This window comes from Acinetobacter sp. YH12135 (genome assembly GCF_013418565.1).
Classification (GTDB): Bacteria; Pseudomonadota; Gammaproteobacteria; order Pseudomonadales; family Moraxellaceae; genus Acinetobacter; species Acinetobacter towneri.
The window spans coordinates 41,106-65,063 of the sequence record NZ_VPBU01000011.1; the positions used below are offsets into that span (position 1 = coordinate 41,106).

Consider the following 23,958-nt stretch of genomic DNA (forward strand, 5'->3'; position numbering starts at 1 on the left):
GGGCCAGCGGGGAATGCACCAATGTTAAAGCTGTTCAGGGACAAACACGATCATCCTCTGGGTGAGGTGTTTAACCGCTATTACTGGCTGCAAATCGGATTCATTGCCCTGTCTGTGGTGATCGGGATTGGCTGTAGTGCTTGGGTAATCAAGGGTTCCCTGCTCAGAACTGCGCTAGAACAGGAAATGTCACACTACTGGCAGCGGCTGGAACGTAATCCAGCTGCTGAACTGCCCGACACCAAAAACCTGTATGGTTACCGCTGGAGCGATGTGCCGCCAGTCCAATTTCGCCACATGCAGCTTGAGCAAGGGGTGAACCGGCATTTTGTCGATGGCAAGGAGCGCATGACCGTGTATGGTGAAAAAGACGGACAGCATGTGCTGCTGGTGTTTGGCGAAAGCAACGTCAACAAGCTGGTCTGGCTGTTTGGTCTGGCACCGCTGATGGTCAGCCTGTTTGTGCTATATAGCGTATTGTGGTGGTGGAACCGTCGGGCCCGACGTTATTTTTCCCCGATTACCCGGTTGGCCAATGCGCTGGAACATATCGACTGGGAACATCAGAAAAATCAGGCTTCGCCTTTTCAGGACATCCGCACCGACTCCAATCTGGAAGCTGAATACCTCAAGCAGGCGCTGGAAAAATATCATCAGGTATTAAGCGAATTTATTCAGCGTGAGCGTGAATTTACCGGAGATGTTAGCCATGAGCTGCGCACGCCACTGACCATTTTAAAAGGCAATGTGCAGCTGTGTCAGGCACGCTATGGCGACAACAAGTCCTTTACCCGCCTGCATAACACCATTGAAGACATGCAGCTGCTGGTCGATACCTTGCTGGCCATTGCCCGCAATACCACCAATACTTTAACTGCTGAACCGACCATGCTTTCAGAATGTCTGGACAATCTGGTGCAGGATCTAGAGAGTGTCAGTCATAACAAAGGCATGCAGATTGACCTGCAAAAAGACCTCGATGAACAGCCGCGTAAACTTTACCCATCCATGACCAAAATGGTGTTTGGTAATATTCTGCGCAATGCGCTGAACTATTCACAGGGCACAGAAATTGATGTGATTCTGGAAAAAAATAAAGTGCTGATTGCTGACAATGGGGTCGGCATGCCTTTACCTAACAATTCTAAGGTTCAGGAACTGTCTGGCCAGCAGCTACAACTGGAAATCAAAGGGCATGGCATTGGATTGCAATTGGTGCAAAAGCTATGCAAACAGCTAGGTTGGCGTGTGGAGCTGTTTGACAGGCAATATTATCTTTGCACTCATCAGAATGTTGACCTGGCAATGACCACTGGACTGATTGTCGTTGTGTACCTAAATTAGGCTTCATCTTCGAAAGCAATCTTTAAACCAATCCCGGATATGGTGTGAATCAGCTTTTGTTCAAAGGGTTTATCGACCATTTTGCGTAAATTATAGATATGACTGCGCAGAGCATCACTTTCTGGCTCTTCGTCACCCCAAAGCTGCATCATAATTTCCTGTTTGGTCAGTACTTTAGGAGAATGTCGCATTAGTAGCTTCAAAAGTTTAAACTGAATCGGAGGCAATTCAATGTTCTGCCCAGCTCGAGTTAGCTGTTGTGTTGCTGGGTCCAAAATTAGGTCATGAATTTGCAGACGACTGCTAGATACTTCACCCAGGGAACGTTTGATCAGGGCCTTGACCCGAACCACTAGCTCGTTAAAGTCAAAGGGCTTGACCAGATAATCATCCGTGCCGGAATTGAAGCCTTTAAGTTTGTCATCCAAGGTATCCCGAGCGGTAAGCATCAAGACAGGTAAGTCCAACCCCTCTTCATTGCGTAACCACTCGCACAATTCATAACCAGAACCATCAGGCAAATTAATGTCTAGTAGCAAGATATGGTAGCGTTGCTGTTTCAGTAATTGTCTAGCAGCACTCAGATTGCGGGCATGATCAACCACAAAGCCATGTTCTTCAAGAAACTCGCATAGGGTAGAGGCCAGTTCATAATGGTCTTCAACCATCAGGATAAAATGTTTCGACATAGCGGCAGACACTAATTTAATAATTGCTGTTTTAATTTAGCACTAAATGGCTGGGGACCCAGCCATATATTAAAATATTGTTGTGCCAGAGGATGTTTAAGCTGCCCTAAACCCTGCTGGTTCAGGGATAAGCTTAGGGTCTGTGTAGCATGGTTGTATTTTAAACGGTACAGGTCGCTTGATCTGACCGGACGATACAAATCGGTGATTGGGTTGAATAGAGCATGTATTTTTGCGTCTTTAACATTTCGTTTCAGTAAATGTGTGGCCGCACGCTTAAATGCCCATTCCGGAATATTCTGGGTATAGGAAAAGTCCATCTGTATATTTTGTTTTTCCCAGGACTGGCTACAGTTTTGTGCAAAATATCTGGCCACTCCAACCTGTTTTTGACCCACCATCAGCGGACCATTGCCGCATTGATTCAGGCTTTGTGCCTGGGCCCATGGACTGAAGCCACATCCCATCACTAACGCCGTGCTGATCGCTATTTTTTGAAAGGCAGTAGCCATGAGTAGACCCCTCCAACATAAGGCAGGGAACGGTACAGGCCGTTCGCAGGGTCCCAGAAATCCTGCTGGAAAATAATCTTGTTGTTTTCGTTGATCTTGATTTCACTGATACCGTAAGAGTCCATACTGCGGGTCGTGCCGAACATTTTAAAATCATAGGTCATATGCCAGTGCACGTAGGCAGAGTCCTGATGATAAGAAGCGTTTAACAGCTTGACGCTGACCTTGCTGACCCGTTTGTTCATGCCTTGAAAGTGCTCCAGCAGATTTTGACGGGATGAAAATTGCGATAGGGTATCGTTAATAAACAGCTGGTCGGCATACATTGCTCCAGCATTTTCAACGAATTTAGGTGTGCCCAAAGTATTAAAAGCTGAGGTAAAGCGGAGGCCGATATCCTGAGCTTTAGCCTGATCCAGCGCTATCCCCTGAATACCGTTTCTGGATTGGGCGTAATCGGCTGAATAACTGGGAATACTTTTACATCCGGCTAACAACAGAAGCGGCAAGGATAAGGCTGTAGCAATTAGTGTTTTTACAAGTCTCATCATCAGTGTCCGTATGAAGTGTATGTTTATACCTTAGGCAGCACAGCGTGAACAGAATGTGAAATAGACGTTATAGATGAGCAATTGAATAGAAGTTTTCAAATCAAAGATTAAATGTTTAACTTTTTTCTTCGGCCATTAACCAATCAATGATATTCATAACATCACGATTTTCGTTATTTTTTCTGACCATTGCATAAAAATTATAGTCACAATAGATAAAACCAAAAGGGGCAATGATCTTTCCATTTAACATTTCTTTTTCTACTAAAATTTGAGGTGTTATGGCAATTCCTAACCCAGACACGGCAGCTTCTATCATTAAATTCAGACTATCAAAATAACGGTCATTGGATTTTGGGGAAAAGCTTATTTGAAACTGATCAAACCATGTATGCCATGCACTTTTATTTGAGTGGGTATGAAGTAATGGATAGTTTAAAAGATCATTTACGGAATGAAGAGGATTTATTTCACGATGACAAATAGGACCCATGTTATCGGGAAATAACAGATATTTATTCAAAAAGTTGGGAAGTAGATGATGCTCACTGATGCTATTGATAAATATGTCAACTTTCTCTTTTTCTAACAATTTTAAATCATTACATGTCATTAATTTTATATGGATATTGGGATAAATGACTTCGAGCTTTTCTAATCGAGGAATCAGCCAATTTGCCATAAAACTATGAGAAGCGCCTATGACAACTTCTACTTCAGATGTCTTATTAGTTAACTCAAAGACGCATTGTTCTAAACGATTAAAAAGCTGCGTACAAACGAGCGATAATTCTTCGGCATCCGCCGTCAGAGAGATGGTCGAGGAATGTCGAATAAACAATTTTTTATCCAACCATTCTTCTAACTGCTTTATTTGATGGCTAATCGCGCTATGGGTTACACATAATTCTTCGGCAGCTAAGCTGAAACTTTTATTTCTGGCGACAGCTTCGAAAGCTTTTAAAGCATTAAGCGGAGGTAATGTTCTGCGTTTCATGTTGTAAAATTTTCTAACACCATAAGCTCAAAATATATCAATTATCAGAAAAATGAAAATATTTTAAGATCAAACAAGTTTTGATAGTAAAAGAGATATGAGATGACAACCCCTTATATAGGTAATGGTCCTGATGCCTTGGGATTTTTTGGTAAATTTGGTGGATGCTACATGCCAGAGAGCTTAATGCCAGCACTTCAAGAATTAGAGCAAGCCTTTAATACTGTTCGGGACAAACCTGAATTTTGGGCTGAATATCAGCAGATTTTAACGGACTTTGTTGGTCGTCCTAGCCCTCTTTTTTATGCAAAAAACCTAACAGCTTATGCAGGCGGCGCTCGAATATATTTCAAGCGAGAAGATTTGAACCATACGGGTGCGCATAAGATCAATAATTGTGTAGGGCAAATCTTATTAGCCAAATTTATGGGTAAAACCAGAATCATTGCGGAAACGGGTGCTGGGCAACATGGTGTTGCAACAGCAACGGTTTGCGCGCTGTTTAAGATGAAATGTACCATTTTTATGGGAGAAACAGATATTCAGCGCCAACAAATGAATGTTGAACGTATGAAGTTACTCGGTGCTGAAGTCAGAAGTGTTCAAAAAGGTCGTGGGACTTTAAAAGATGCCATGAACGAAGCATTACGTGACTGGATTCATCATGTGGATACAACCTATTACCTATTGGGTACGGGTGCAGGCCCTCATCCATATCCCACCATGGTCAGAGAATTTCAGAAAATTATTGGTTTAGAAGCCAGAAACCAAATACTCCTGAAAGAAAATAAACTGCCTGATGCTCTAGTTGCTTGCGTTGGTGGGGGATCAAATGCATTAGGGTTGATGCATCCTTTTCTAGAAGATCTGAATGTCAAAATGTTTGGCGTTGAGGCGGGTGGAAAAGGAACAAATAGCGGTGAACATGCCGCCTCTATTTGCAAAGGTCAAGTCGGTGTGCTGCATGGCAATTTAACTTATTTATTACAAGATTCAGATGGGCAGATTTTAGAGGGGCACTCTATATCAGCTGGCTTAGATTATCCTGGTATTGGCCCTGAACATGGCTTTCTGTTTGAAACAGGACGTGTTACATATACGACTATAACCGATCAAGAAGCCGTAAATGCATTTCAGCTTTTAAGCGAACAGGAGGGCATTATTCCTGCTCTTGAAAGTTCCCATGCGATTGCATATGCGATTCAACTTGCTCAAGAAATGCAGCCAAAACAGATCATTATTGTCAATTTAAGTGGCAGAGGTGACAAAGACTTAAACACAGTCAAAAAATATCTTGCAGGAGCTACAGCATGAATCGTCTAGATCAAAAATTAGAGCAATTGAAACTGGAAAATCGAAGCGGTCTGGTGTGTTATTTTACTGCTGGAGATCCTAATTTTACAGCAAGTTGTCGTCTGTTAAGCCAATTGGGTCAAGCAGGGGCTGACATTATTGAAGTGGGTATTCCATTTTCTGATCCAGTGGCAGATGGAGAGATCATTCAGGCAGCGCATCTTCGGGCTTTAGATGCAGGTCAAACGGTAAAACAGACCATTGAGTTGGTAAAAGTAATCAGGCTGCATGATGACCAGACACCAATAATTTTCATGACTTATTTAAATCCGATGATGCAATATGGTTTTGAGACACTTATCGCCGAAACAGAAAATCTTATAGATGGAATATTGATTTTAGATGCTCCATATGGATATCGAGAAAAATTTGAGGTGCAATTAAATGAAAAAAATATGCATTTAATTGCAATGACAGCGCCGACTACCCCAGTTGAAAGGTTAGAGCAAATTTCAGCGCGCGCGACAGGGTTTTTATATCATGTTGCAGAAAATGGCTTAACAGGAGGAGACTTAAATTTGGCTAATCTTGAGAAAAAGATTGCTGAAATCAAGCCTATTTTTAATATCCCAGTTGCAATTGGCTTTGGGATCAAAAATGAAAGTCATGTTAAAGCCTTAGCCAATAAAGTAGATCTTATTGTTATCGGTTCAGCGCTCGTAGACACTTTTTTTAATAAAGGAATGAACGCAACTTTAGAAAAAGTCACAGTTTTTTCACAAATCCTGAGAGAAAATAAATAATAAGCCAGCTTCTTTGATAGGTATTTGCGTATTCTTTAAAAACATAATTAAATATAAAACAGTATTTTATCTTAGTCTTCTCCCGAGAGGGAGATGGAACTTCATACGTGAATTTTTTTCTAAAAGTGATCGCTTTTAAAAATCACTATTATCATATAGATGTGACATGCGTTTTTGCTTTGTTTCTAGATAAGCTTTGTTAAAGATATTTAAACCAACTTTTAAAGGAATACGTTCAACAACATTAATTCCTAAATCAGTTAAAGATTTAATTTTAAGGGGATTATTTGTAATGAGTTTTACATTCTTTATTTTTAAATAATCTAACATAATGGTACACATATCATATTTACGAGCATCTGCTGGTAAATTTAATAATAAATTGGCGTCAAGAGTATCATGTCCTTGATCTTGAAGTGCGTAAGCTCGAATTTTATTGGTTAGTCCTATGCCGCGACCTTCTTGGCGTAAGTATAAGATCACACCTTGACCTGCATCATTTATCATTTTCATAGTTGAGTGTAATTGTGGACCACAATCACATTTGAGTGATCCAAAAGCATCACCTGTTAAGCATTCCGAATGAATTCTGACGAGTACAGATTGATTAGAAATAGTATCCATTCCTTTAGCAAGAGCGATATGTTCTTCACCAGTACTTTGGTCTTGAAACGCTATAATTTCAAAATCGCCAAATGAAGTCGGTAGTTTTGATTTTGAAACAAACTCTATAGCCATTGAAGAATACACCTATATAAATTTATATTTGATACGATTTACTTAATCTTTCTTAAAAGCATCGGCTAAATTTTTACAATTATAAATTTCAGCTTTTTACTTTTTTAAAGATTATGTATTTAATAGTGAATTTTTTGTGAAATGTTAAGTTGACAAAATAACTAACCAAGCTAAAAAAAATTTAGTTAACCGAGGCTTTGTTGCATAAATATGTAAGCATCTGATTTAAATAAATTTAATTTTGGATCAAAAAATAATCAAAACTTTTAAAACACATAGTTATGAAATCTTTGTGCAACAAAGCCCATTCAAGGAAATGTACGATGCGGACGTCTCCCCAACGCTTATTTCCAAAGTGACGGATGCAGTTAAAGAACAAGTAATAGAATGGCAAAATCGACCATTGGATGCCCTTTATCCTATTGTCTATATGGATTGTATCGTGGTGAAAGTGCGTCAAGATAGTACGATTATTAACAAAGCGGTGTATCTAGCATTAGGTGTCAATACAGACGGACAGAAAGACTTATTAGGTATGTGGGTGTCAGAAAACGAAGGTTCTAAATTTTGGCTCTCAGTCCTTACAGAACTGAAAAATCGTGGTTTAAAGGATATTCTGATTGCCTGCGTAGATGGACTGAAGGGCTTTCCTGATGCAATCAATACAATTTACCCTGATACGCATATTCAGTTGTGTATCATCCACATGGTACGCAACAACCTTAAATATGTGAGTTGGAAAGACTACAAAGCTGTCACAGCCGATTTAAAAAAGATATATCAAGCTGTTACAGAAGACGCAGCCTTACAGGCTTTAGATGAATTTGGACAAAAATGGGATGAGAAGTATCCTCAAATCAGCAAGTCATGGCTTGCCAACTGGTCGAATCTCAACACGTTCTTCGCTTACTCTATGGATATTCGCAAAGCGATTTACACGACGAATGCGATTGAATCATTGAACAGCGTTATCCGCCATGCAACCAAGAAAAGAAAAATCTTCCCAACTGATGATTCCGTGAAAAAGGTGGTATATTTAGCAATTATGGCAGCAAGCAAAAAATGGACGATGCCTATTCAGAATTGGAAAGCTGCCATGAATCGCTTTAGTATCATGTTTGAAGAGCGTGTAACCAAGTATTTTTAAAACTGTATTTACACAGAATTATTTACACCCTCATCATGTTATAAAAATCCAAATATTCAGCAATTGATTGTTTCGCTTGTTTAACCGTATCGTAAGCCTTCAAATAGACTTCCTCATGCTTCACGCTGCGCCATAACCGCTCAATCATCACATTATCCATCCATCGTCCTTTCCCACCCATACTTATACGGATATTTCGCAATTTTAACTCATTCAAAAATGCCTCGCTTGTGAATTGACTGCCTAGGTCTGTATGAAAGACTTCAGGACAACCATATTTCACAATTGCTTCTTGCAACGCATCTACGCAAAAGTCTGTTTCCATACTGATCGATACACGATGAGCCAGTACTTTACGACTATGCCAATCTATAACTGCACACAGATAGACAAAGCCTTTAGCCATAGGAATGTACGTGATATCTGTACACCAGACTTGATTAGAGTGATCTACGAGCATTTTTTTCAACAGATATGGGAAAATACGGTGTGCAAGATTAGGCTTACTGGTATTGGGTTTTGGATACAAGGCATGTATTCCCATCAAGCGCATTAAACGTCGGACTTTACGCCGACCTATTTGATGTCCTTGACGCTGTAGCATATCTCGTATCATTCGACTGCCCATAAATGGATAGTCGAGATGAATTTCATCGATCAGACGCATCAAACTCAAATCAGTTGATGAAATCTCTTTGGGCTTGTAATACAACCTACTGCGATTGTTGTCGTACCGAAAGTTGATGGGTCTTATCGATCATTTTTTGACGCTCAGCTGCCCTATTTTTCTGAGCGCACCTTCTAAAAAATCAATTTGCAATGCCTGATGTCCTATCTTGGCATGTAAAGCTTTGAGGTGAATCTCTGGTTCTTGTTGTGCTGTTGGTCGTGAAAAAATATTGACGATTGTTCAAGCAATTGATTTTTCCAATCAATGATTTGGTTTTGATGTAAATCGAATTGAGTAGAAAGTTGAGCGAGTGTGTGGTCGCCTTTAATTGCTGCCAGAGCAACTTTAACTTTAAACTCTGCTGAATGATTACGACGTTTTCTTCGTGTCATGATTGACTCCAAAAACAAGCATTTCCCATGCTTATTGGGGAGTAGATTATCACTTATAGGCCTGGTCTAAAATCCTAGACCCACATCACATTCGATAAAGCAGAACAGGCAATTTCACTAAATTGGTTCATCGCAATATGTAATTTACAGCCATAAAACCAGCCCATTTAGCTCCTACCACGTGATGCAATTTGGACTAATGATTTATGACGCTGAATACGTTGATTTTTACAAACTGGCAGAGTTGTTGAATCAATCCATAAATATTGTGTACTTTGGCCTTTCATCAGTGCCACATGTAGGGCATGCAGTGCTAATTCATGCCTTTTGATCAGATGAATCATCCTTTGATAGCAAGACGAGTACTTAAATAAATGGCTTTTATCTTCTTTTAACCAGGTGAAAAGGCTGTGAAATTATTGAAATGAGAGCATTTGTACCAAATGGCAATAAATCAGATTTCTGAAATTGTAAGTTGAGCAGTTCTGATTCTTAGGGAATCACGGTTTTGTTTGAGAAACTCCCAATAAGTTGCTTCAAATTTAAGAAAAAATCATCAATTACGCAAAATAATTCGGTACTATTGAACATCAGGACTAGAGTTGTGAGTTTGGTGTGGTAACTCAACTGATGGCTCTAGTCCTCTTATTTTTCAAGTCAATTTCTTATCCGCGATTCGGGTTATTTATGATGGGTCGGTGAATAAAGAACAGAAGAGTTTTTAAAAAATAGTTTAAATGTTAGGGGGTAATGTGAATACAGTTTCTAAAATCAAATATGACGATCAAAAAGAAATAAATGGATTAAAAGTGCAGTTGATCGAAGTAAATCAGAAACTATTTGCCTATGGTGATGTAGAGGATACTTTATATGAGGCTATAGAAGAGCAGAATTGGTTTACTTTTAAAAATAAGCCATTTGTTGTATTTGATCGTAGAACTGGTTTTTTATTTCCAAATTTTAACCACGTTAAACATGTTGCCTATCGTGAATGGAACGAGGTAAAAAAATCTTATGGACCTAACGATATTGAAAAAGGGCGATGGGAAATTTTATCTGAGATTTTTTATTATGATGAGAAAACTGATAGAACTAAAGGTTCATATTTTTTTAAACAAGGCTCACATAATTTAAAATTTGACTATCCAAAAAAATTTAGAGGATCTAAGGCGACTGGAATATTTATTTCAAAGCATATAGATAAATTAGGCCAATTAAAAAAGATTAACTATATAACAGGCTTCAGCACAAATGATTCTTTTTCTTGGTATGTCACAGGAAATTATCAGAATTACTTAAACCATAGTGTATTCCCTGTACTGAGGGTATTGAATAATCCAAAATTATTACCAGATCATCCGAGTATGATCGGAAAGGAAAAAAGCAAAATAATTTTGAATTTCTTTATAGATAAAGGATGGATGCCGATTTTTGAGCCCTTCTTGGATCAGTTTCACAATGAATCCAATGATGATTATCAGAACAGATTCAATATAGCTAAGAAACAATGTGATGAGTACAATAGTATTTTTGAAATTTACTATGAAAAAAGACAATTAGAGAAAAAACTTTTGGGTCTTGGTCTAACTTATGATGATCTGTCAAATGCGGCGGTATCAAATGTGGGTAAAGTGCCTTATAACTTTCTTGTTGAAATACAAAACTATAATATTGATGAAATCAATAAATCTGTGTGGCAGTACAGTCTTTCTGCACAAAAATGGCTGAATAGTCTTTTAGGTAAAATTGATGAATGGGAAAATGACAATCTAGATCTAATGAATACTGCCCTTGAATTAAAGCAGGAGCTAAATAAAAAGATAACTGTAAGTATGAATGTGACTGCTGAAGAAAAGCAGTTATTTGAATCGCAATTACAACAGCTAAAAAAACGTCTTGATATAGGCTTAACGCCGTTACGTTCAAACTTAATTAATTTATTTTCAGAATCTCAGCAGATTTCTCTCAATTTAGAGCAAACCAATACATTGCTTGGACTAGCAAAGCTTGAACAACAAGTACGTCCAAGCTTTCAATTGCTTGCTGAACACACAGCAACACTGTGTACCAAGACATTAAAAGAAATGGAATGGTTGGATGAATCACTCGATTTTGTGAAAACAGTTGTAGGTGCTCTACGCAAATCAGCAGAAGAATATTTCATTCTAATTGATAAATATCAGCAAGACTTAATACAGCTAGGTCTAGACAATAGCATTGAAGCTGAAGAAATCACGAAGTGGTTTGCTGAATGGCGTAGTGAACGGTTATCCCTTTTAAAACAGATTCAGCCATTGTTAGATGCGGGCTTGAATAAAATTATAGATGAACAAACTGTACTTGATGTATTGCCATGTATTGAACAGTATCAATCAGGATTAGACCAATTCTATCTACAAAAACGTTTAGGTATTCATACGACGTATGCTTTCCAAGCGAATGGGCACCGTCAAGAGAAGCTTGAAAAAGAACAAGAGCTAACAAAACTAGTTCACCAGTTCATGCAACAGTTGGAAAAGATCATCTTTAATACTAGAACAACGGCGCAAAAAATCTGGTTAATACGCTTTAGTGAGGTCTGGCAACAAGGCGTGGTCAATCAAATCACAGATTTTTTAGCCAAAGAACAGCTTATAGAGCGTGATGATGTTATTTTAATCATGAGTGAAGAATTACGTAAAGTTCAGCAGCAAAACTTAGCAGCATGTTTACAAGATGCTCAAAGTTACAGCGAAGCTTTAGCACAACGTGAAAAAGACGTGAATACATTGATTTTTAAAATGCGTAAAGCATTAATGAAATAAGGAAAAATATAATGGGGTTGTTTAGTTCAATTGGTAGTTTTGTGAGCAGTGCAGCAAGTGCTGTTGGTAGTTTTTTAAGCGAGTCTTCATCAAATAGTGGGGGGGGACGAGATCGAGACTATGGCGGTTCCTATTCAACGTCCACTTCTACAAGCTCTACAGTGACCAACTATGATCCAGATAAAGTAGAAGTTGCGAAGCTTGAAAATGAACGTGTTGATTTAGTGAAAAATGCTCAGCTTGAATTGATGGAAGTCAATGCTCGTCTGGAAGCAGTGATGATTGAAGCTCGATGCAAAGGCTTTCAGGCGATGCAAGGCTCAATGATGCAAATGCTTAAAGAGGTCAATTTACTCGCTGAAGAGCGTTTGGTTCTCTTGGAGAACGGTAGTCAGGAACAAGTTCAGAAAGTTGAAGCAATGTATGCTGATCTGGGAAAAGACATCGAAAATGACGACTTTATGTTTTCAAAAGTTCCGCAGATGTTGGATATAGCAAACAAATTTCCGGAGGAATCAGACAGCCGAAAACTTTATATGAGTGGTATTGACCGAGAAATGGCAAAGCATTTTGATTTCAAGACAGAACAGTTGAAGAAACTGAATGAACGTTGTCATATTGTCGTTGCCTCTGTTGTTGAAAGTAAGAAGCAAATGCAGACCCATATTGATACCGTCATTTCTAAACGTATCGAGCACATTGAACAGGTGATGCATGTAAATGCACATCTTCCTTATAATGCAACGGCGCAGATTATTGGTGGAGATTCATTGAAAATTGAGCAGAAGTCTTAATGCAAAATAGAGCACTTACCGAGTGCTCTTCATAAAGTGGTACAGACATATAATCGATGATATGTCTGTTTGGAATAAGTTATTTATAAGAGTTTCTGTTAAAAATGAATTTTTGGCATATGCAACTTCATCCTAGTGATAGTCAAGCAGTTAACCGTGATGAGGCAAAAAGAATTCTTCTAGAAAAAGGTGTTATAGGGTTAGGAGTTCAATGGGAAAATGATAGAGGACAGCCACAAAAATTTGAGAAAGAGGTCAAAGTTGGCGATGTTGTCTTAATTAGAAGTGATGGACCTCTAGCTTTAGTAAAAGTCTTAAGTGATTGTTATAACAATCAAGATAATAGCGTTTGGTTTGACCTTGTAAGAAAGGTTGAAATATTATCTTTGGAAGGTAATTTTTATAAAGTTCAATTTAAAAAGAAATTCAATTCAAATTGGAATGATTCATTATATCTACCTACTACTATAGAAGTTGCTAATAATTCAGCATTTATAAATTTTTGGTATAAAACAATAGTTGGAAAAGTTTTAATGGATACTAGTATTAGTTTGCTCAAGTACAAACATCAAATCATATTACAAGGTCCTCCAGGAACTGGAAAAACTCGATTAGCAAAGTTAATAGCAGAAGATTTGATTAAGCCAGAAACTATTGGTCATCCAGAAGAAATTGTTGATGGAGAGCTTGAAAAATTTGATTCTACTAACGAACATATTCAAGCGACTAGAAAACTCCATCAACGTCTTCGCGATGAATTTTTAGAACAATTCCCTAAAGAAAATCTAAACAATCTAACCTTAGATAAATATTGTACGGGTACAGGTGAGCGAGATAATTTCTGCTGGTGGCTCGAGAGAGGGCTTGAACCTTTAGGTTATTATTTCCCAGGTACATCTCGTTCATACCAAATTTATTGGAAAAAGAGTGCTCAAGAATATAGTAAGCATGGATTTGTTAAGGAAGTAGCCAATGATGAAGAAGCAATGAAGGACGTTGCGAAAGAACTTCATAGCTTAGTAAATCAAAAAAATGTTGATAAAACTGCAAAGTATTTTGGTGACAGTTTAATTTTAAAAATCTTAAATACTTACTTTCCTGAGGAATATTTTCCAATCAATAGTGAAAAATTGATTGATCACTCCTTAAAAATTTTCAAAGTGAATTATGCGGGGCTAAATGTATTCGAAAAAAATAAAAAGCTTTATGAAGTTTATGTAGATAAGAAAACCAAGTTTAATTTAGACATTACAGCCTTTGAGTTTTCAAATATATTATCTTCAAATTTTAATTTGAAAACTGGAGAAGACATTAACCAAGAACATGAAGTGATAAGCCAGGGGGAATATCAGATCATTCAATTCCATCCAGCATATTCTTATGAAGACTTTGTGAGAGGGATTGTTGCTGAAACGAATGACAGTGGCAATATAACCTATAAGGTAGAAAATAAAGTATTAGCTGAGTTTGCTAAAAAAGCACAAGATAATCCGAATGGAAAATATGTATTAATTGTTGATGAAATTAATAGGGCTAACTTACCGTCAGTACTAGGTGAACTTATTTATGCACTAGAGTACAGAGGGGACGCAGTAACGTCTATGTATGAGTTTGAGGGAGAAAGAAATATAACTTTACCTAAAAATTTATACATCATTGGCACAATGAATACAGCTGACCGATCTGTAGGACATATTGATTATGCGATTAGGAGACGATTTGCATTTGTCGATATTCTTCCTGATGAAAGTATTATCAATAATCTCAAAGCCAAACAATTATTTAATGACGTTAAATTAATTTTTGGTAATGATTACTTATCTCCAGATTTTAAACCGAATGATGTGATGATTGGGCATAGTTACTTCTTAACCAAAGATGAAAATGAGTTAAAAGTTAAGTTGGATTTCGAAATTAAACCAATATTAAAAGAATATTTGAAAGATGGAATTCTACTAGAGTCCGCTGCAGTACATATTGAAAATTTAAAGGTCTAAAGTGAACTTACATCAAACATATGAACATTTACCTATTGATATTTCAGTAGATAACTTGACAAATATGAAAGAAATTATTTTTTGTAATAATAAGGAAAAAAAGTGTATAGAGTTTAAATTTAGTCAAGGTATTATTACGTTACATACTAATTATTATGTCGGTGTTGATTGGCTTAAAAAGAATGACATAGCTATTTATGTAGCTCCAAAATTGAATGAGGAGAGAAAAGAAACTGACTATTTTCATATGTTATTCTCATGTATGAAACATTCCGATATATCAGCACATTCAAAGGATTTGTACGAAATTAAGTTTGATGAACAATATATCGAGATAAATCAGAAACAGGATTTAATTACACCACTGTTAATGATCAGGTATCTGCAAGTTCTAAAATCGGTAGTTCGAAAAGGGTTAAAAAAGTCATATTACCGAGTAGAACAGAATTTAAGTTCTAAGATCAAAGGCAAAGTTTTTGTTTCAAAGACTTTAAAACAAAATATCGTAAAGAACAGACTTAATAAGACTATATGTAATTTTGAAGTCTATGGTGTCGATTCTATTGAAAATAAAATTTTAAAATCTGCTTTAAAATTTGTAGAATTTTACTTAGCGAAATATAGGCAATTCTCAGATTGTTTTTTGCTACTCCTAAGCTTTTGTAAACCTGCATTCTATGAGGTGGATGACTCGTTTTTTGATCTTAATTCGATAAAAAAAATAAAAATTAATGCTTTTTTTAAGGAATATAAAGAAGCACTTGATTTAGCAGAAATGATTATAAAGAGATTCGGTTATAACATTCGAGAAATGGATAAAAAGGTAGTAAGAGTTCCACCTTTCTGGATTGATATGCCGAAGCTTTTTGAACTTTATGTATTGGGGTTATTGAAAGAACAATATGGCAGTAAAATCCAGTTTCAGGCGAAGGGAAATTATGGTGAACCGGATTTTCTTTTAATTACTGAATCTGAAAAGATGGTGATAGATACCAAATATAAGCGTATTTATCAGAATAATGATGAATATCAAAATCGTTTTAATTCTGATGATATAAGACAGATATGTGGATATGCTAGAGATCGAAAAATTTTAAAACGCTTGGGTTACACGGATGAAGATATGCAAGATATTGTTGTGGATTGCTTAATCATTTACCCAGACCAAAATTCTTCTAGAATCTTACCTAAAAATTTAAAAGTTCATTCAATTGATCAATTTACTAAATTTTATAAGATTCCTGTAAAGTTACCTACACTATAAATTTGTGTTTTGAGTACAGGAGTTTCCTTATACAAAGAAACTCTTTGGTAATCCCCCAAAAAAATAATTGAGTTTAAAAGGGCTTTGTTGCACAAACCTATCTGTAAAGGCTTTTTCAGCGATATAATTTTCAAATGAAGAAGCCTACACACAAAATCTACCGTACAACCAATTGGCCCGCATATAACCGAGCACTCATGAGTCGCGGAAATATTGCCATTTGGTTTGATCCTGCTACGCAATGGTATGCTCCATCAAAAGGCAAACAAGGGCGAAATCAAACCTACTCCGACGCAGCTATCCAATGCTGCTTAATGATTAAATCCTTATTCCGTCTATCTTTACGTATGGTCACTGGCTTTGTGCAAAGTCTGATTAAACTTTGTGGATTAAATTGGACCGCACCAGATTACAGTACGCTTTGTAGAAGACAAAAGCATATTGATATTGCAATCAGCTACCAAAAAAGTAGCGATGGGCTGCATCTACTCATAGACTCTACAGGCATGAAGTTTCTAGGTGAGGGCGAATGGAAACGCAAGAAACATGGACCTGAATATCGTCGCCAATGGCGTAAACTTCATATTGGTATAGATGGGCTTTGTTGCACAAAGATTTGAAATGCAAAGCGCCCCTAATTGAGCCAAATTTAAGGCGTAACTTGGGTAACTGGTCGACCTAATTCCGTAAATCTGTTGAGGACTGCTACACGTGCATGAATCTCATTCACCTGACTAGGAAAGCTTCTTGCCATTAATTTATCGCCTAATAATTTGATGCAATGCATCTTGGTTTCCACCAAACTGCGGCGATGATAGCCTGACCATTTTTTCCATAGTGTCCTGCCTAAACGTTTAACTGTTCGAAGTAATTCATTTCGCGCTAGCGAGCTACTCTTTGTATCTTTCCATGGTTTCGCATTTTTTCTAGGTGGAATCACCGCATGTGCTTGCCGATCTGCAATGACCTGACGGCATTGCTTGGTGTCATAAGCTCCATCGGTATAAACAGAGTCAATCTGCTCATCTTGAGGAATCTGATCGAGTAAATCACCAAGTACTTGTGAATCACTCACATTATTTGTAGTGAGTTGAATAGCGCGTATTTGAAGGGTTTTGGCATCTATACGGCTTTGTTGCATAAAGATTTGAAATGCAAAGCGCCCTAATTGAGCCGAATTTAAGGCGTAACTTGGGCAAGTGGTCGACCTAATTCCGTGTCGAGGTATTTCAATTAATGCCATTTCGCACTTGTTGCAAAATCCAGTCCTCATATTCTTGCAGTGTTTCTCGTAGCATATCCATAGGTCGTACGATATAGTGTCTTTCAACTAATGCACTTGGTTTATGACCTGATATCTGTGCTAAAGATCCTTCATTGATTTTTGCCCAAATAGCTAACGTTTTATATGATCTCCTCAATCCATGGGGAGTAAGTTCAATATTTAGTTTTTTACATATTTTCTCTAAGCTATCGTAAGGATTAACAATATGGCCACATTCAGCGCCCTTACTGCTAAATATGAATTTAGAATCAGAATTTTTCTTTAGTTCTAATAATAAGCTTTCAACATATCCAGTTAGAGGGATTAGGCGACCTTCATCTTCAATTTTATCTCTGACTTTTGCTGTTTTCCAACGAAAATCAACATCTGTCCATTTTAATGAAAGCAGCTCATTCTTTCGGCAACCAGTGATTAAACTACATATTAAAAAAATCGCAATTTTTCTACTGGTTAACTTATTTACCTCTTCAAACCATGGTTTTAGATGTTGTTTCATCAAACAATCATTTTTGGCTTTGGGAGAAGGCACTTTATCTTTAACTTTTTTAGAGTTGTATGATTTTAGAGGAACTAAGTTTTCATAATCCTCATGTTCCTCACACCAATTTAGGAAAGCTCGTGTAAGTCGGTATGCTTTAGCTGATGTTGTTGGACGGAAGTTATTGTGATCAAGCCAATCGCAAAATACATCTGCAGTCAATTCAGAAAGTTTATACTCAAAGAGTTGAAAAATGGGTTGACTAGTATAAACACTATTATTTTCAGGATCGTAACCACCTCTAGATAATTCGATGTGGTCCTGATAGCTTCTTGGTCGCCAATTAGGTTGTCTTGCTTTTAAATATTCAAACCATACATCTTTAAATTTAATAGTTTTACGCTTTTCTTGTTTTAGCAGTTCTTTATTATCAGCTAAAGCTTTCTTACGCTCGATTAATGGGTCAATCCCTTTATGGCACATAATCGCCAATTCTTGTGCATATTTACGAGCATCATCTAATTTCCATATATCAACGTCACCAATTTTGATACGACGGTTTTGAAGACCAATACGACCTTGGAAAATGTAGCTTTTATTATTTTTAGGTGTAACTTTAACACCAAATCCAGGTGTTTTCTCATCCCAAAAGAAAGTTGGTTTAGTTTGGTCTGAGCAATCAATTTTATCAATTGTGGGTTTTGTTAGTTTCATTCTAGTAAGCGTCTGGTAAGCAAGTAGTAAGCAAAATCAATATATATTAATCAACAAAAAGAGTGAATAATAAAATTTTAAAATTATATAAATATATGATAATATTGATTTTATATCTGCAGCTTGTTGATTTTTAATTGCTATGTTAACGGACTCATAATCCGTTGGTCGACAGTTCAAGTCTGTCTGGGCCCACCATATAAAACAACCACTTACGTGCACTAATCGTAAGTGGTTTTTTATTTTAAGCTTTATGTACGCAATTGAAATGTAGTCTGTGAGCAGCTCAAAAGCTTATTCATTTAAGATTCCACGTGCACATCTACTTCTTCCTCGCCAACAACGTCGCAAAACGCTGTTTAATGCGATTGCCATCTGCATCTGTGCGGTGCAACTCACCGACATTTTCATTGTATTTCACAATATCCCAATCAGCATAATATGCACTTAACTCACCCGCTTTAAAACTAAAAGGGAAGTCTTGTTGCACGGGGTAATCTTCAGTATCCATCGCGCAAACAATTAAGTTAAAGCCTTGTGGTTTGGTCGCTTGCTGCATGTGCTGAATAAGCGTAGGAATGGTTTCAGGCGCCAAAAACATCATCACCACTGTACAGTTAATGAAGTCATCTTCCTCCGTAATTGTGGCATCCTGATTTAAATCCCGCACAGTAGTTTGAATAGATGAAATCTGTTCTGTAGCAATAATTTCATTTAATTTTTGGATACTCACTGGGTTCACATCCCAAGCATCCACCTGAAAACCGTTTTGGCTCAAATACAGCGCATTTCGGCCTGTACCACAGCCAACATCCAAAGCTTTACCCACGGTTAACTGTGGAAGTGTCATTAAAATTTCAGAATGGGTTGGGCTTAATTTGTATTTTTTGACAAAATAATCTTGAGGCAAACAATAAAAACTAAGCTGGCACTCAATATCATCACTGGCAGATACAATTTTATGCCACGCTTGCGGTTCAATAAATGGTGGTTGATTTTCCACGGAAAAAATATGCTCAGATTGTACTTCACCAGATTCATGCAGCATCGAAAAATGCAATTCGCCTTTTAAAATAGTCAACTTCGCCCATGTGCCGACTTGGGTATTGTGTTGTTTTTTAAACCCTTGTGGAATTGAGTCATGATTCCAAATAGGAAGTTGTTTATAACAGATCAATTCTTGTTGCATCATAAACTCCAGTTATACCGATTCTGATGGGGTAAAGCTTCACAGTAATGTAGTGTCTTGTGTAGATTAGAAAATATCATCTTCATTTCAGCATAACATTGCAGACCTGTTTCAGCCATCTTCTGAATTTTATCCATCTCATTAAAATCAAAATTATTTAAATGATGTAGATGGTTAAAATACCAAACTGAAAAATATTCACCTCAAATTGCATGATTTTCATGTCTATTCAGTTGTGAATGTTTTACCATAAGCTGTTTTAATTTATTGAATTATCCCGTGTTTATTCAAGCCAATCAGTACGTTATTCCAACACAGCAGCATGATTATCCTGAATGGCATCGTGGGCGTGAGCGTTATGTGCTTTGGTATTTAGCTGTTCAACATCCAGCTTTAGAATGTTATTTACAACAATTAAAACAGCAATTTTCAGATGTATTATTTCGCCCAAACACTCGCCAGTTTCATATCACCTTATATATTTGTGGGTTTTATGCAGCAAAAAAGCATTGGGAAGATGACTTTCTCGAGTCACAATTTCAACAACAAGTTCAAGCCTTACAGCAGTTGCAACTAGAGCCTTTTCAACTGAAAGTGGGCGGCATCAATAGTTTTGATAGTGCTTTATTTGTAGAAGTGCAAGATCAATCACAGCAACTGGCGCGTATACGTCAGGCACTTAGCGTAGGCGGGGCTGAAATCGCAGCTTTACAGTATCATCCACATATTACTTTGGGTTTATATCAAACAGCGTGTTCAACCAATTTGATTTTGCAGCGTATTCAAAATCTCCCCGTGCAATATTTCGATTTAGATATCCATCATTTAAATTTTGGTTATTATCAGGCACACACTTTACAAGGTCAGCTATTTAGCACGCATCAATTTCCTTTGGAGCACATGTGATTCAACTTATTTTGGGCGGTGCGCGTTCGGGTAAAAGCCGTATGGCTGAGCAAACCGCGCAGCAACTTGGCAAATCCGTCATTTATGTAGCAACTGCACAAGCGGGCGATGCAGAAATGCAGGCGCGGATTCAGCATCATCAACAACAGCGTCCGCAGACTTGGCAATTGTGCGAAGAGCCTTTGTATTTGGCGGAGCAGTTAAAGATGCTAGATCATCCGAATGGTGTGATTTTAGTAGATTGTCTGACCTTGTGGATGAGTAATTTGTTGATGCAATCTGCAGAAAGCTTTGCCGAACAACAAATTTCAGCATTGCTCGAAGTTTTACCTCAGTTGCAAGCCGATATTATTTTAGTGAGCAATGAAACAGGTTTGGGCGTTGTACCGATGGGCGAAATAACCCGAAAATTTGTCGATGAAACAGGGCGATTACATCAGCAATTGGGACAAATTGCAGACAAAGTGCAGTTCTGTGTCGCAGGTTTTCCAATGCTTTTAAAAGGAGAGAAGAAATGACTTGGTGGTTTGCAGCGTGTCAAAAGCCAAATGAACAGATGAAACAACAGGCAATTGCACGACAACTTCAATTGACCAAACCAACAGGTTCATTGGCAGCATTGGAAAATATTGCGATTCAACTGGCGGCTTTGCAAGGAACAACGCAGCCGAATATTGAACGTCCGTGGATATGTATTTTCGCAGGCGATCATGGCGTGATGGAAGAAAATATTTCCGCCTATCCCCAAGCCGTGACTCGGCAAATGCTACAAAATTTTGCTACAGGTGGGGCATGTATCAGCGTCATCGCCCGACAATATCAGGCGCATTTACAAGTGGTGGATTGCGGCTCGGTCGGGGAAGCGTATGAATATGCAGGAGTAGAGCGGCATTGTATTCGTGCAGGCACAGCGAATTTTGCTAAAACCCGCGCCATGACTGAACAAGAGTGTGCAGATGCGATGGCACTTGGACGTCAAAGTGTGGAAGATGCCATCGCACAGCAGGCCTCGATTTATGTCGCAGGTGAAATGGGTATTGGAAATACCTGTTCGGCATCAGCCTTGTCTTGCTTTTTATTACAAGAACCTGCTGAAGCCTTGACTGGCATAGGCACAGGAATTGACACTGCACAATTGCAACATAAAAAACAGGTGATTGATGCTGCTTTAGCTCTACATCAGAACTATGTGCAAGATGATGCTTTTAAAGCCTTATGTGCAGTTGGTGGATTGGAGGTCGCTGCAATGGTGGGCGCGTATATTCGCTGTGCGCAGTTGGGCTTGCCGATGGTGGTGGATGGTTTTATCAGCAGTGCTGCTGCATTAGTTGCAGTGCGTTTAAATCCTCAAGTCCGAGAATGGATGTTGTTTGGGCATCAATCGGCTGAATATGGACATCGTCGCTTATTAGAAGCATTAGGTGCACAAGCCTTGCTGCATCTAAATTTACGCTTAGGTGAGGGCAGCGGTGCGGGCGCGGCATTGGGCATTATCCAACTGGCCTGTGCCTTGCATAATCAAATGGCGACTTTTGCCGAAGCTGCGGTTATTGGTGAGAAAGTATCTTTATGATCATGCTAGACCTATTAAGACATGGCGAAACAGAATTGGGTCATACTTTGCGTGGCTCAACCGATGATGCTTTGACTTTAAAAGGTTGGCAAGACATGCAGCAGACTTTAAACACGGCAATAGCTACAGGACAGCGATGGGATGTTGTGGCAAGTTCACCTTTACAGCGTTGTCTGCAGGTTGCTCAGACCTTTGCGCAAGCACAGCAATTGCCACTGTATATTGATGCACAATTTCAGGAAATGCATTTTGGTGCATGGGAAGCTATTTCCACTCAAACCTTATATGAACAATACCCTGAAGATTTAGCTAAATTTTGGATGACACCGACCCAATTTAGTCCGCCACAAGCAGAATCTTTGCTAAATTTTCAGCAGCGCGTTTTGCAAGGTCTGTCCGATCTCAACCAATATTTACAACAACTCGAGCAACAACCTAAACGTGTGTTATTGGTCACGCATGGCGGGGTAATTAAATTGCTCAAAGTATTGGCGCAGAAAAAATCTTTAGACGATATTTTAAAAATGTCTGCAGCGTTGGGGCAATTGAGTTCATTCCAGTTACATCCCAATGGCAACATTTGCATGCAGGGGCAAACATGACACCTTTTTGGATTGCCTTGCAATTCCTGAGCACTTTTCCTGTTTCTTTAAAACAGATGCCAACTGCAGCGCAAAATGCACAATCACTGCTGTTTTATCCGCTCGTTGGCTTACTAATTGGAGCTGCGCTGTGGGGGATGGCGCATTTATTGCAATTCTTGCCTTTGGTTCTGAGTAGCAGCTTAATTTTAGTGCTCTGGATTTGGCTGACAGGTGGTTTACATTTAGATGGACTGGCTGATACTGCCGATGCATGGGTCGGCGGTTTTGGTGATCCTGAACGTAGCTTAAACATCATGAAAGACCCAAGCAGCGGCCCGATTGGAGTATTGAGCTTACTGATCTGCTGTTTATTAAAATGGTCTGCGTTGTATGTATTGCTCGAACAACAGTATTTGGCATTTTTGCTGTTTGTACCCGTATTGGGACGATTAAGCGCTTTGGTTTTATTTTTAAGCACGCCTTATTTACGTGCCAATGGTTTAGGCACTGCTATTCAGGCACATTTGCCTAAAACAGGCACAAAAATTGTGATCGCATTGACCTTGCTTGCAGGAGTGCTTTGGGGATGGGCGGGTTTGGTGACCGTTCTGACTTTTATCCTTAGCACCTTGTATTTGCGATATAAATTTATGCAGCGTTTAGGTGGAATTACGGGCGATACCGTTGGTGCGAGTATTGAAATAACAGAAAGCATGATGTTATTGGCTATTGCGATTCTTTGGTTTTTAATAAATTAGCTTTTGAGCAGTTTTTCTTGTTTCAAGTGCGCTGAAAATTGAAATAATATAAGCGAATGAATTTACAGCTATTTATGCACTCAATTTCAGCAAGTATGCAGATGAATTTGTCATTTGTCGGAAAGTTCCTAAATTAGATTTGCTATTTTTTTTAAATATGATAATAGTAGTTTATGTCAATCAGCCTTGATGGCATTTGTATCTCAGGATGAGATCACAAACGTGATGTATAAAAATCAAAAGGAATGTCATTTATGATCAAACTGTTAAAGCAAATTTTCTGTATCCATATTTATGAATATGACGCAATGGAAGAAATCGGGGCGCATTTAGAGTGTCGTAAGTGTGGGGATTCTAAGACACAATAATGTTAAGTATTGAATCTGTATTAAAACCAAGTGAGTCTTTATGACTCACTTTTTTATTTTAGGCTAATAGCCTGAATATTTTGCTTAGTCTTGCCTGCATGTATAGAT

Annotated in this window: 19 protein-coding genes and 5 pseudogenes; 14 read left to right on the forward strand and 10 right to left on the reverse strand. The window is 38.1% G+C overall.

The window, feature by feature from the left end:
* Positions 1-21 precede the first annotated feature (21 nt).
* Positions 22-1,344 carry a sensor histidine kinase gene (locus FTU70_RS07915; protein WP_373685325.1) on the forward strand — a complete coding sequence of 441 codons (1,323 nt, stop codon included), beginning with the start codon at positions 22-24 and terminating at the stop codon, positions 1,342-1,344.
* Here FTU70_RS07915 and FTU70_RS07920 read toward each other — a convergent pair.
* From FTU70_RS07920 to FTU70_RS07935, 4 genes are all read right to left on the reverse strand, one after another.
* Positions 1,341-2,033 (reverse strand): response regulator transcription factor, encoded by a 693-nt coding sequence (locus FTU70_RS07920; RefSeq protein ID WP_005177281.1) that lies wholly within the window; start codon positions 2,031-2,033, stop codon positions 1,341-1,343. The two genes, FTU70_RS07915 and FTU70_RS07920, sit on opposite strands and share 4 nt — an antisense overlap.
* 11 nt (positions 2,034-2,044) lie before the next feature.
* Complete coding sequence (locus tag FTU70_RS07925; RefSeq protein ID WP_180060413.1) at positions 2,045-2,545, reverse strand: chalcone isomerase family protein; 501 nt, start codon at positions 2,543-2,545, stop codon at positions 2,045-2,047.
* Entirely contained in the window at positions 2,521-3,093 is a 573-nt protein-coding gene (locus FTU70_RS07930) for a nuclear transport factor 2 family protein (protein WP_180060414.1), read from the reverse strand. The genes FTU70_RS07925 and FTU70_RS07930 overlap by 25 nt, the downstream gene beginning before the upstream one ends.
* A 118-nt stretch (positions 3,094-3,211) precedes the next feature.
* Positions 3,212-4,093, reverse strand: a complete 882-nt coding sequence (locus FTU70_RS07935; protein WP_180060415.1) for a LysR family transcriptional regulator — start codon at positions 4,091-4,093, stop codon at positions 3,212-3,214.
* Positions 4,094-4,195: 102 nt separating this feature from the next.
* Between FTU70_RS07935 and trpB the strand changes: the two genes are divergently transcribed.
* The gene (gene trpB / locus FTU70_RS07940; RefSeq protein WP_180060416.1) at positions 4,196-5,407 is read left to right on the forward strand and encodes a tryptophan synthase subunit beta; all 1,212 of its coding nucleotides are present in this window, start codon (positions 4,196-4,198) and stop codon (positions 5,405-5,407) included.
* Positions 5,404-6,189: a tryptophan synthase subunit alpha gene (gene trpA, locus FTU70_RS07945; RefSeq protein WP_180060417.1), complete on the forward strand. Its 786-nt coding sequence runs from the start codon at positions 5,404-5,406 to the stop codon at positions 6,187-6,189. Before trpB ends, trpA begins: the two co-directional genes overlap by 4 nt.
* Before the next feature lie 135 nt (positions 6,190-6,324).
* On the opposite strand, the gene ribA is transcribed toward trpA, so the two are convergent.
* Positions 6,325-6,927 (reverse strand): GTP cyclohydrolase II, encoded by a 603-nt coding sequence (ribA, locus tag FTU70_RS07950; RefSeq protein WP_180060418.1) that lies wholly within the window; start codon positions 6,925-6,927, stop codon positions 6,325-6,327.
* 307 nt (positions 6,928-7,234) lie between these two features.
* Between ribA and FTU70_RS07955 the strand changes: the two are divergent.
* A pseudogene (locus FTU70_RS07955) lies at positions 7,235-8,074 on the forward strand (IS256 family transposase); the annotation flags it as partial.
* A 28-nt stretch (positions 8,075-8,102) separates the two neighbouring features.
* Here FTU70_RS07955 and FTU70_RS07960 read toward each other — a convergent pair.
* Positions 8,103-9,136 (reverse strand): annotated as a pseudogene (locus tag FTU70_RS07960) (IS3 family transposase); the annotation flags it as partial.
* 89 nt (positions 9,137-9,225) lie between these two features.
* Positions 9,226-9,727: pseudogene (locus tag FTU70_RS07965) on the reverse strand (transposase); the annotation flags it as partial.
* 161 nt (positions 9,728-9,888) lie between these two features.
* On the opposite strand from FTU70_RS07965, the gene FTU70_RS07970 reads away from it, so the two are divergent.
* From FTU70_RS07970 to FTU70_RS07990, 5 genes and pseudogenes are all read left to right on the forward strand, one after another.
* Positions 9,889-11,940: a hypothetical protein gene (locus FTU70_RS07970; protein ID WP_180060419.1), complete on the forward strand. Its 2,052-nt coding sequence runs from the start codon at positions 9,889-9,891 to the stop codon at positions 11,938-11,940.
* Positions 11,941-11,951: 11 nt separating this feature from the next.
* The gene (locus tag FTU70_RS07975; protein WP_180060420.1) at positions 11,952-12,734 is read left to right on the forward strand and encodes a hypothetical protein; all 783 of its coding nucleotides are present in this window, start codon (positions 11,952-11,954) and stop codon (positions 12,732-12,734) included.
* A gap of 104 nt (positions 12,735-12,838) precedes the next feature.
* A complete protein-coding gene (locus FTU70_RS07980) occupies positions 12,839-14,731 on the forward strand; it encodes an AAA family ATPase (RefSeq protein WP_180060421.1) in 1,893 nt (630 codons plus the stop codon).
* 1 nt (position 14,732) lies between these two features.
* A complete protein-coding gene (locus FTU70_RS07985) occupies positions 14,733-15,995 on the forward strand; it encodes a hypothetical protein (RefSeq protein ID WP_373685326.1) in 1,263 nt (420 codons plus the stop codon).
* Between the two features lie 134 nt (positions 15,996-16,129).
* Positions 16,130-16,591: pseudogene (locus FTU70_RS07990) on the forward strand (IS5-like element IS17 family transposase); the annotation flags it as partial.
* A gap of 53 nt (positions 16,592-16,644) precedes the next feature.
* On the opposite strand, the pseudogene FTU70_RS07995 reads toward FTU70_RS07990, so the two are convergent.
* The 3 genes and pseudogenes from FTU70_RS07995 to tehB form a co-directional block, all read right to left on the reverse strand.
* Positions 16,645-17,121 (reverse strand): annotated as a pseudogene (locus FTU70_RS07995) (IS5-like element IS17 family transposase); the annotation flags it as partial.
* 103 nt (positions 17,122-17,224) lie between these two features.
* A complete protein-coding gene (locus tag FTU70_RS08000) occupies positions 17,225-18,472 on the reverse strand; it encodes an integrase family protein (RefSeq protein ID WP_019384262.1) in 1,248 nt (415 codons plus the stop codon).
* A gap of 322 nt (positions 18,473-18,794) precedes the next feature.
* Positions 18,795-19,661, reverse strand: coding sequence for an SAM-dependent methyltransferase TehB (gene tehB / locus FTU70_RS08005; RefSeq protein WP_180060422.1), 867 nt, complete (start codon positions 19,659-19,661; stop codon positions 18,795-18,797).
* A 279-nt stretch (positions 19,662-19,940) separates the two neighbouring features.
* Between tehB and FTU70_RS08010 the strand changes: the two genes are divergently transcribed.
* The 5 genes from FTU70_RS08010 to FTU70_RS08030 are packed head-to-tail and all read left to right on the forward strand — an operon-like array spanning position 19,941 to position 23,482.
* Positions 19,941-20,567 carry a 2'-5' RNA ligase family protein gene (locus FTU70_RS08010; RefSeq protein WP_096901204.1) on the forward strand — a complete coding sequence of 209 codons (627 nt, stop codon included), beginning with the start codon at positions 19,941-19,943 and terminating at the stop codon, positions 20,565-20,567.
* On the forward strand, positions 20,564-21,085 hold the full coding sequence (gene cobU / locus FTU70_RS08015) for a bifunctional adenosylcobinamide kinase/adenosylcobinamide-phosphate guanylyltransferase (RefSeq protein ID WP_180060423.1): 522 nt from the start codon (positions 20,564-20,566) through the stop codon (positions 21,083-21,085). The genes FTU70_RS08010 and cobU overlap by 4 nt, the downstream gene beginning before the upstream one ends.
* Positions 21,082-22,140 (forward strand): nicotinate-nucleotide--dimethylbenzimidazole phosphoribosyltransferase, encoded by a 1,059-nt coding sequence (gene cobT / locus FTU70_RS08020; protein WP_180060424.1) that lies wholly within the window; start codon positions 21,082-21,084, stop codon positions 22,138-22,140. The genes cobU and cobT overlap by 4 nt, the downstream gene beginning before the upstream one ends.
* On the forward strand, positions 22,137-22,742 hold the full coding sequence (locus tag FTU70_RS08025) for a histidine phosphatase family protein (protein WP_131261637.1): 606 nt from the start codon (positions 22,137-22,139) through the stop codon (positions 22,740-22,742). Before cobT ends, FTU70_RS08025 begins: the two co-directional genes overlap by 4 nt.
* Positions 22,739-23,482, forward strand: coding sequence for an adenosylcobinamide-GDP ribazoletransferase (locus FTU70_RS08030; RefSeq protein ID WP_180060425.1), 744 nt, complete (start codon positions 22,739-22,741; stop codon positions 23,480-23,482). The genes FTU70_RS08025 and FTU70_RS08030 overlap by 4 nt, the downstream gene beginning before the upstream one ends.
* Positions 23,483-23,958: the final 476 nt, after the last annotated feature.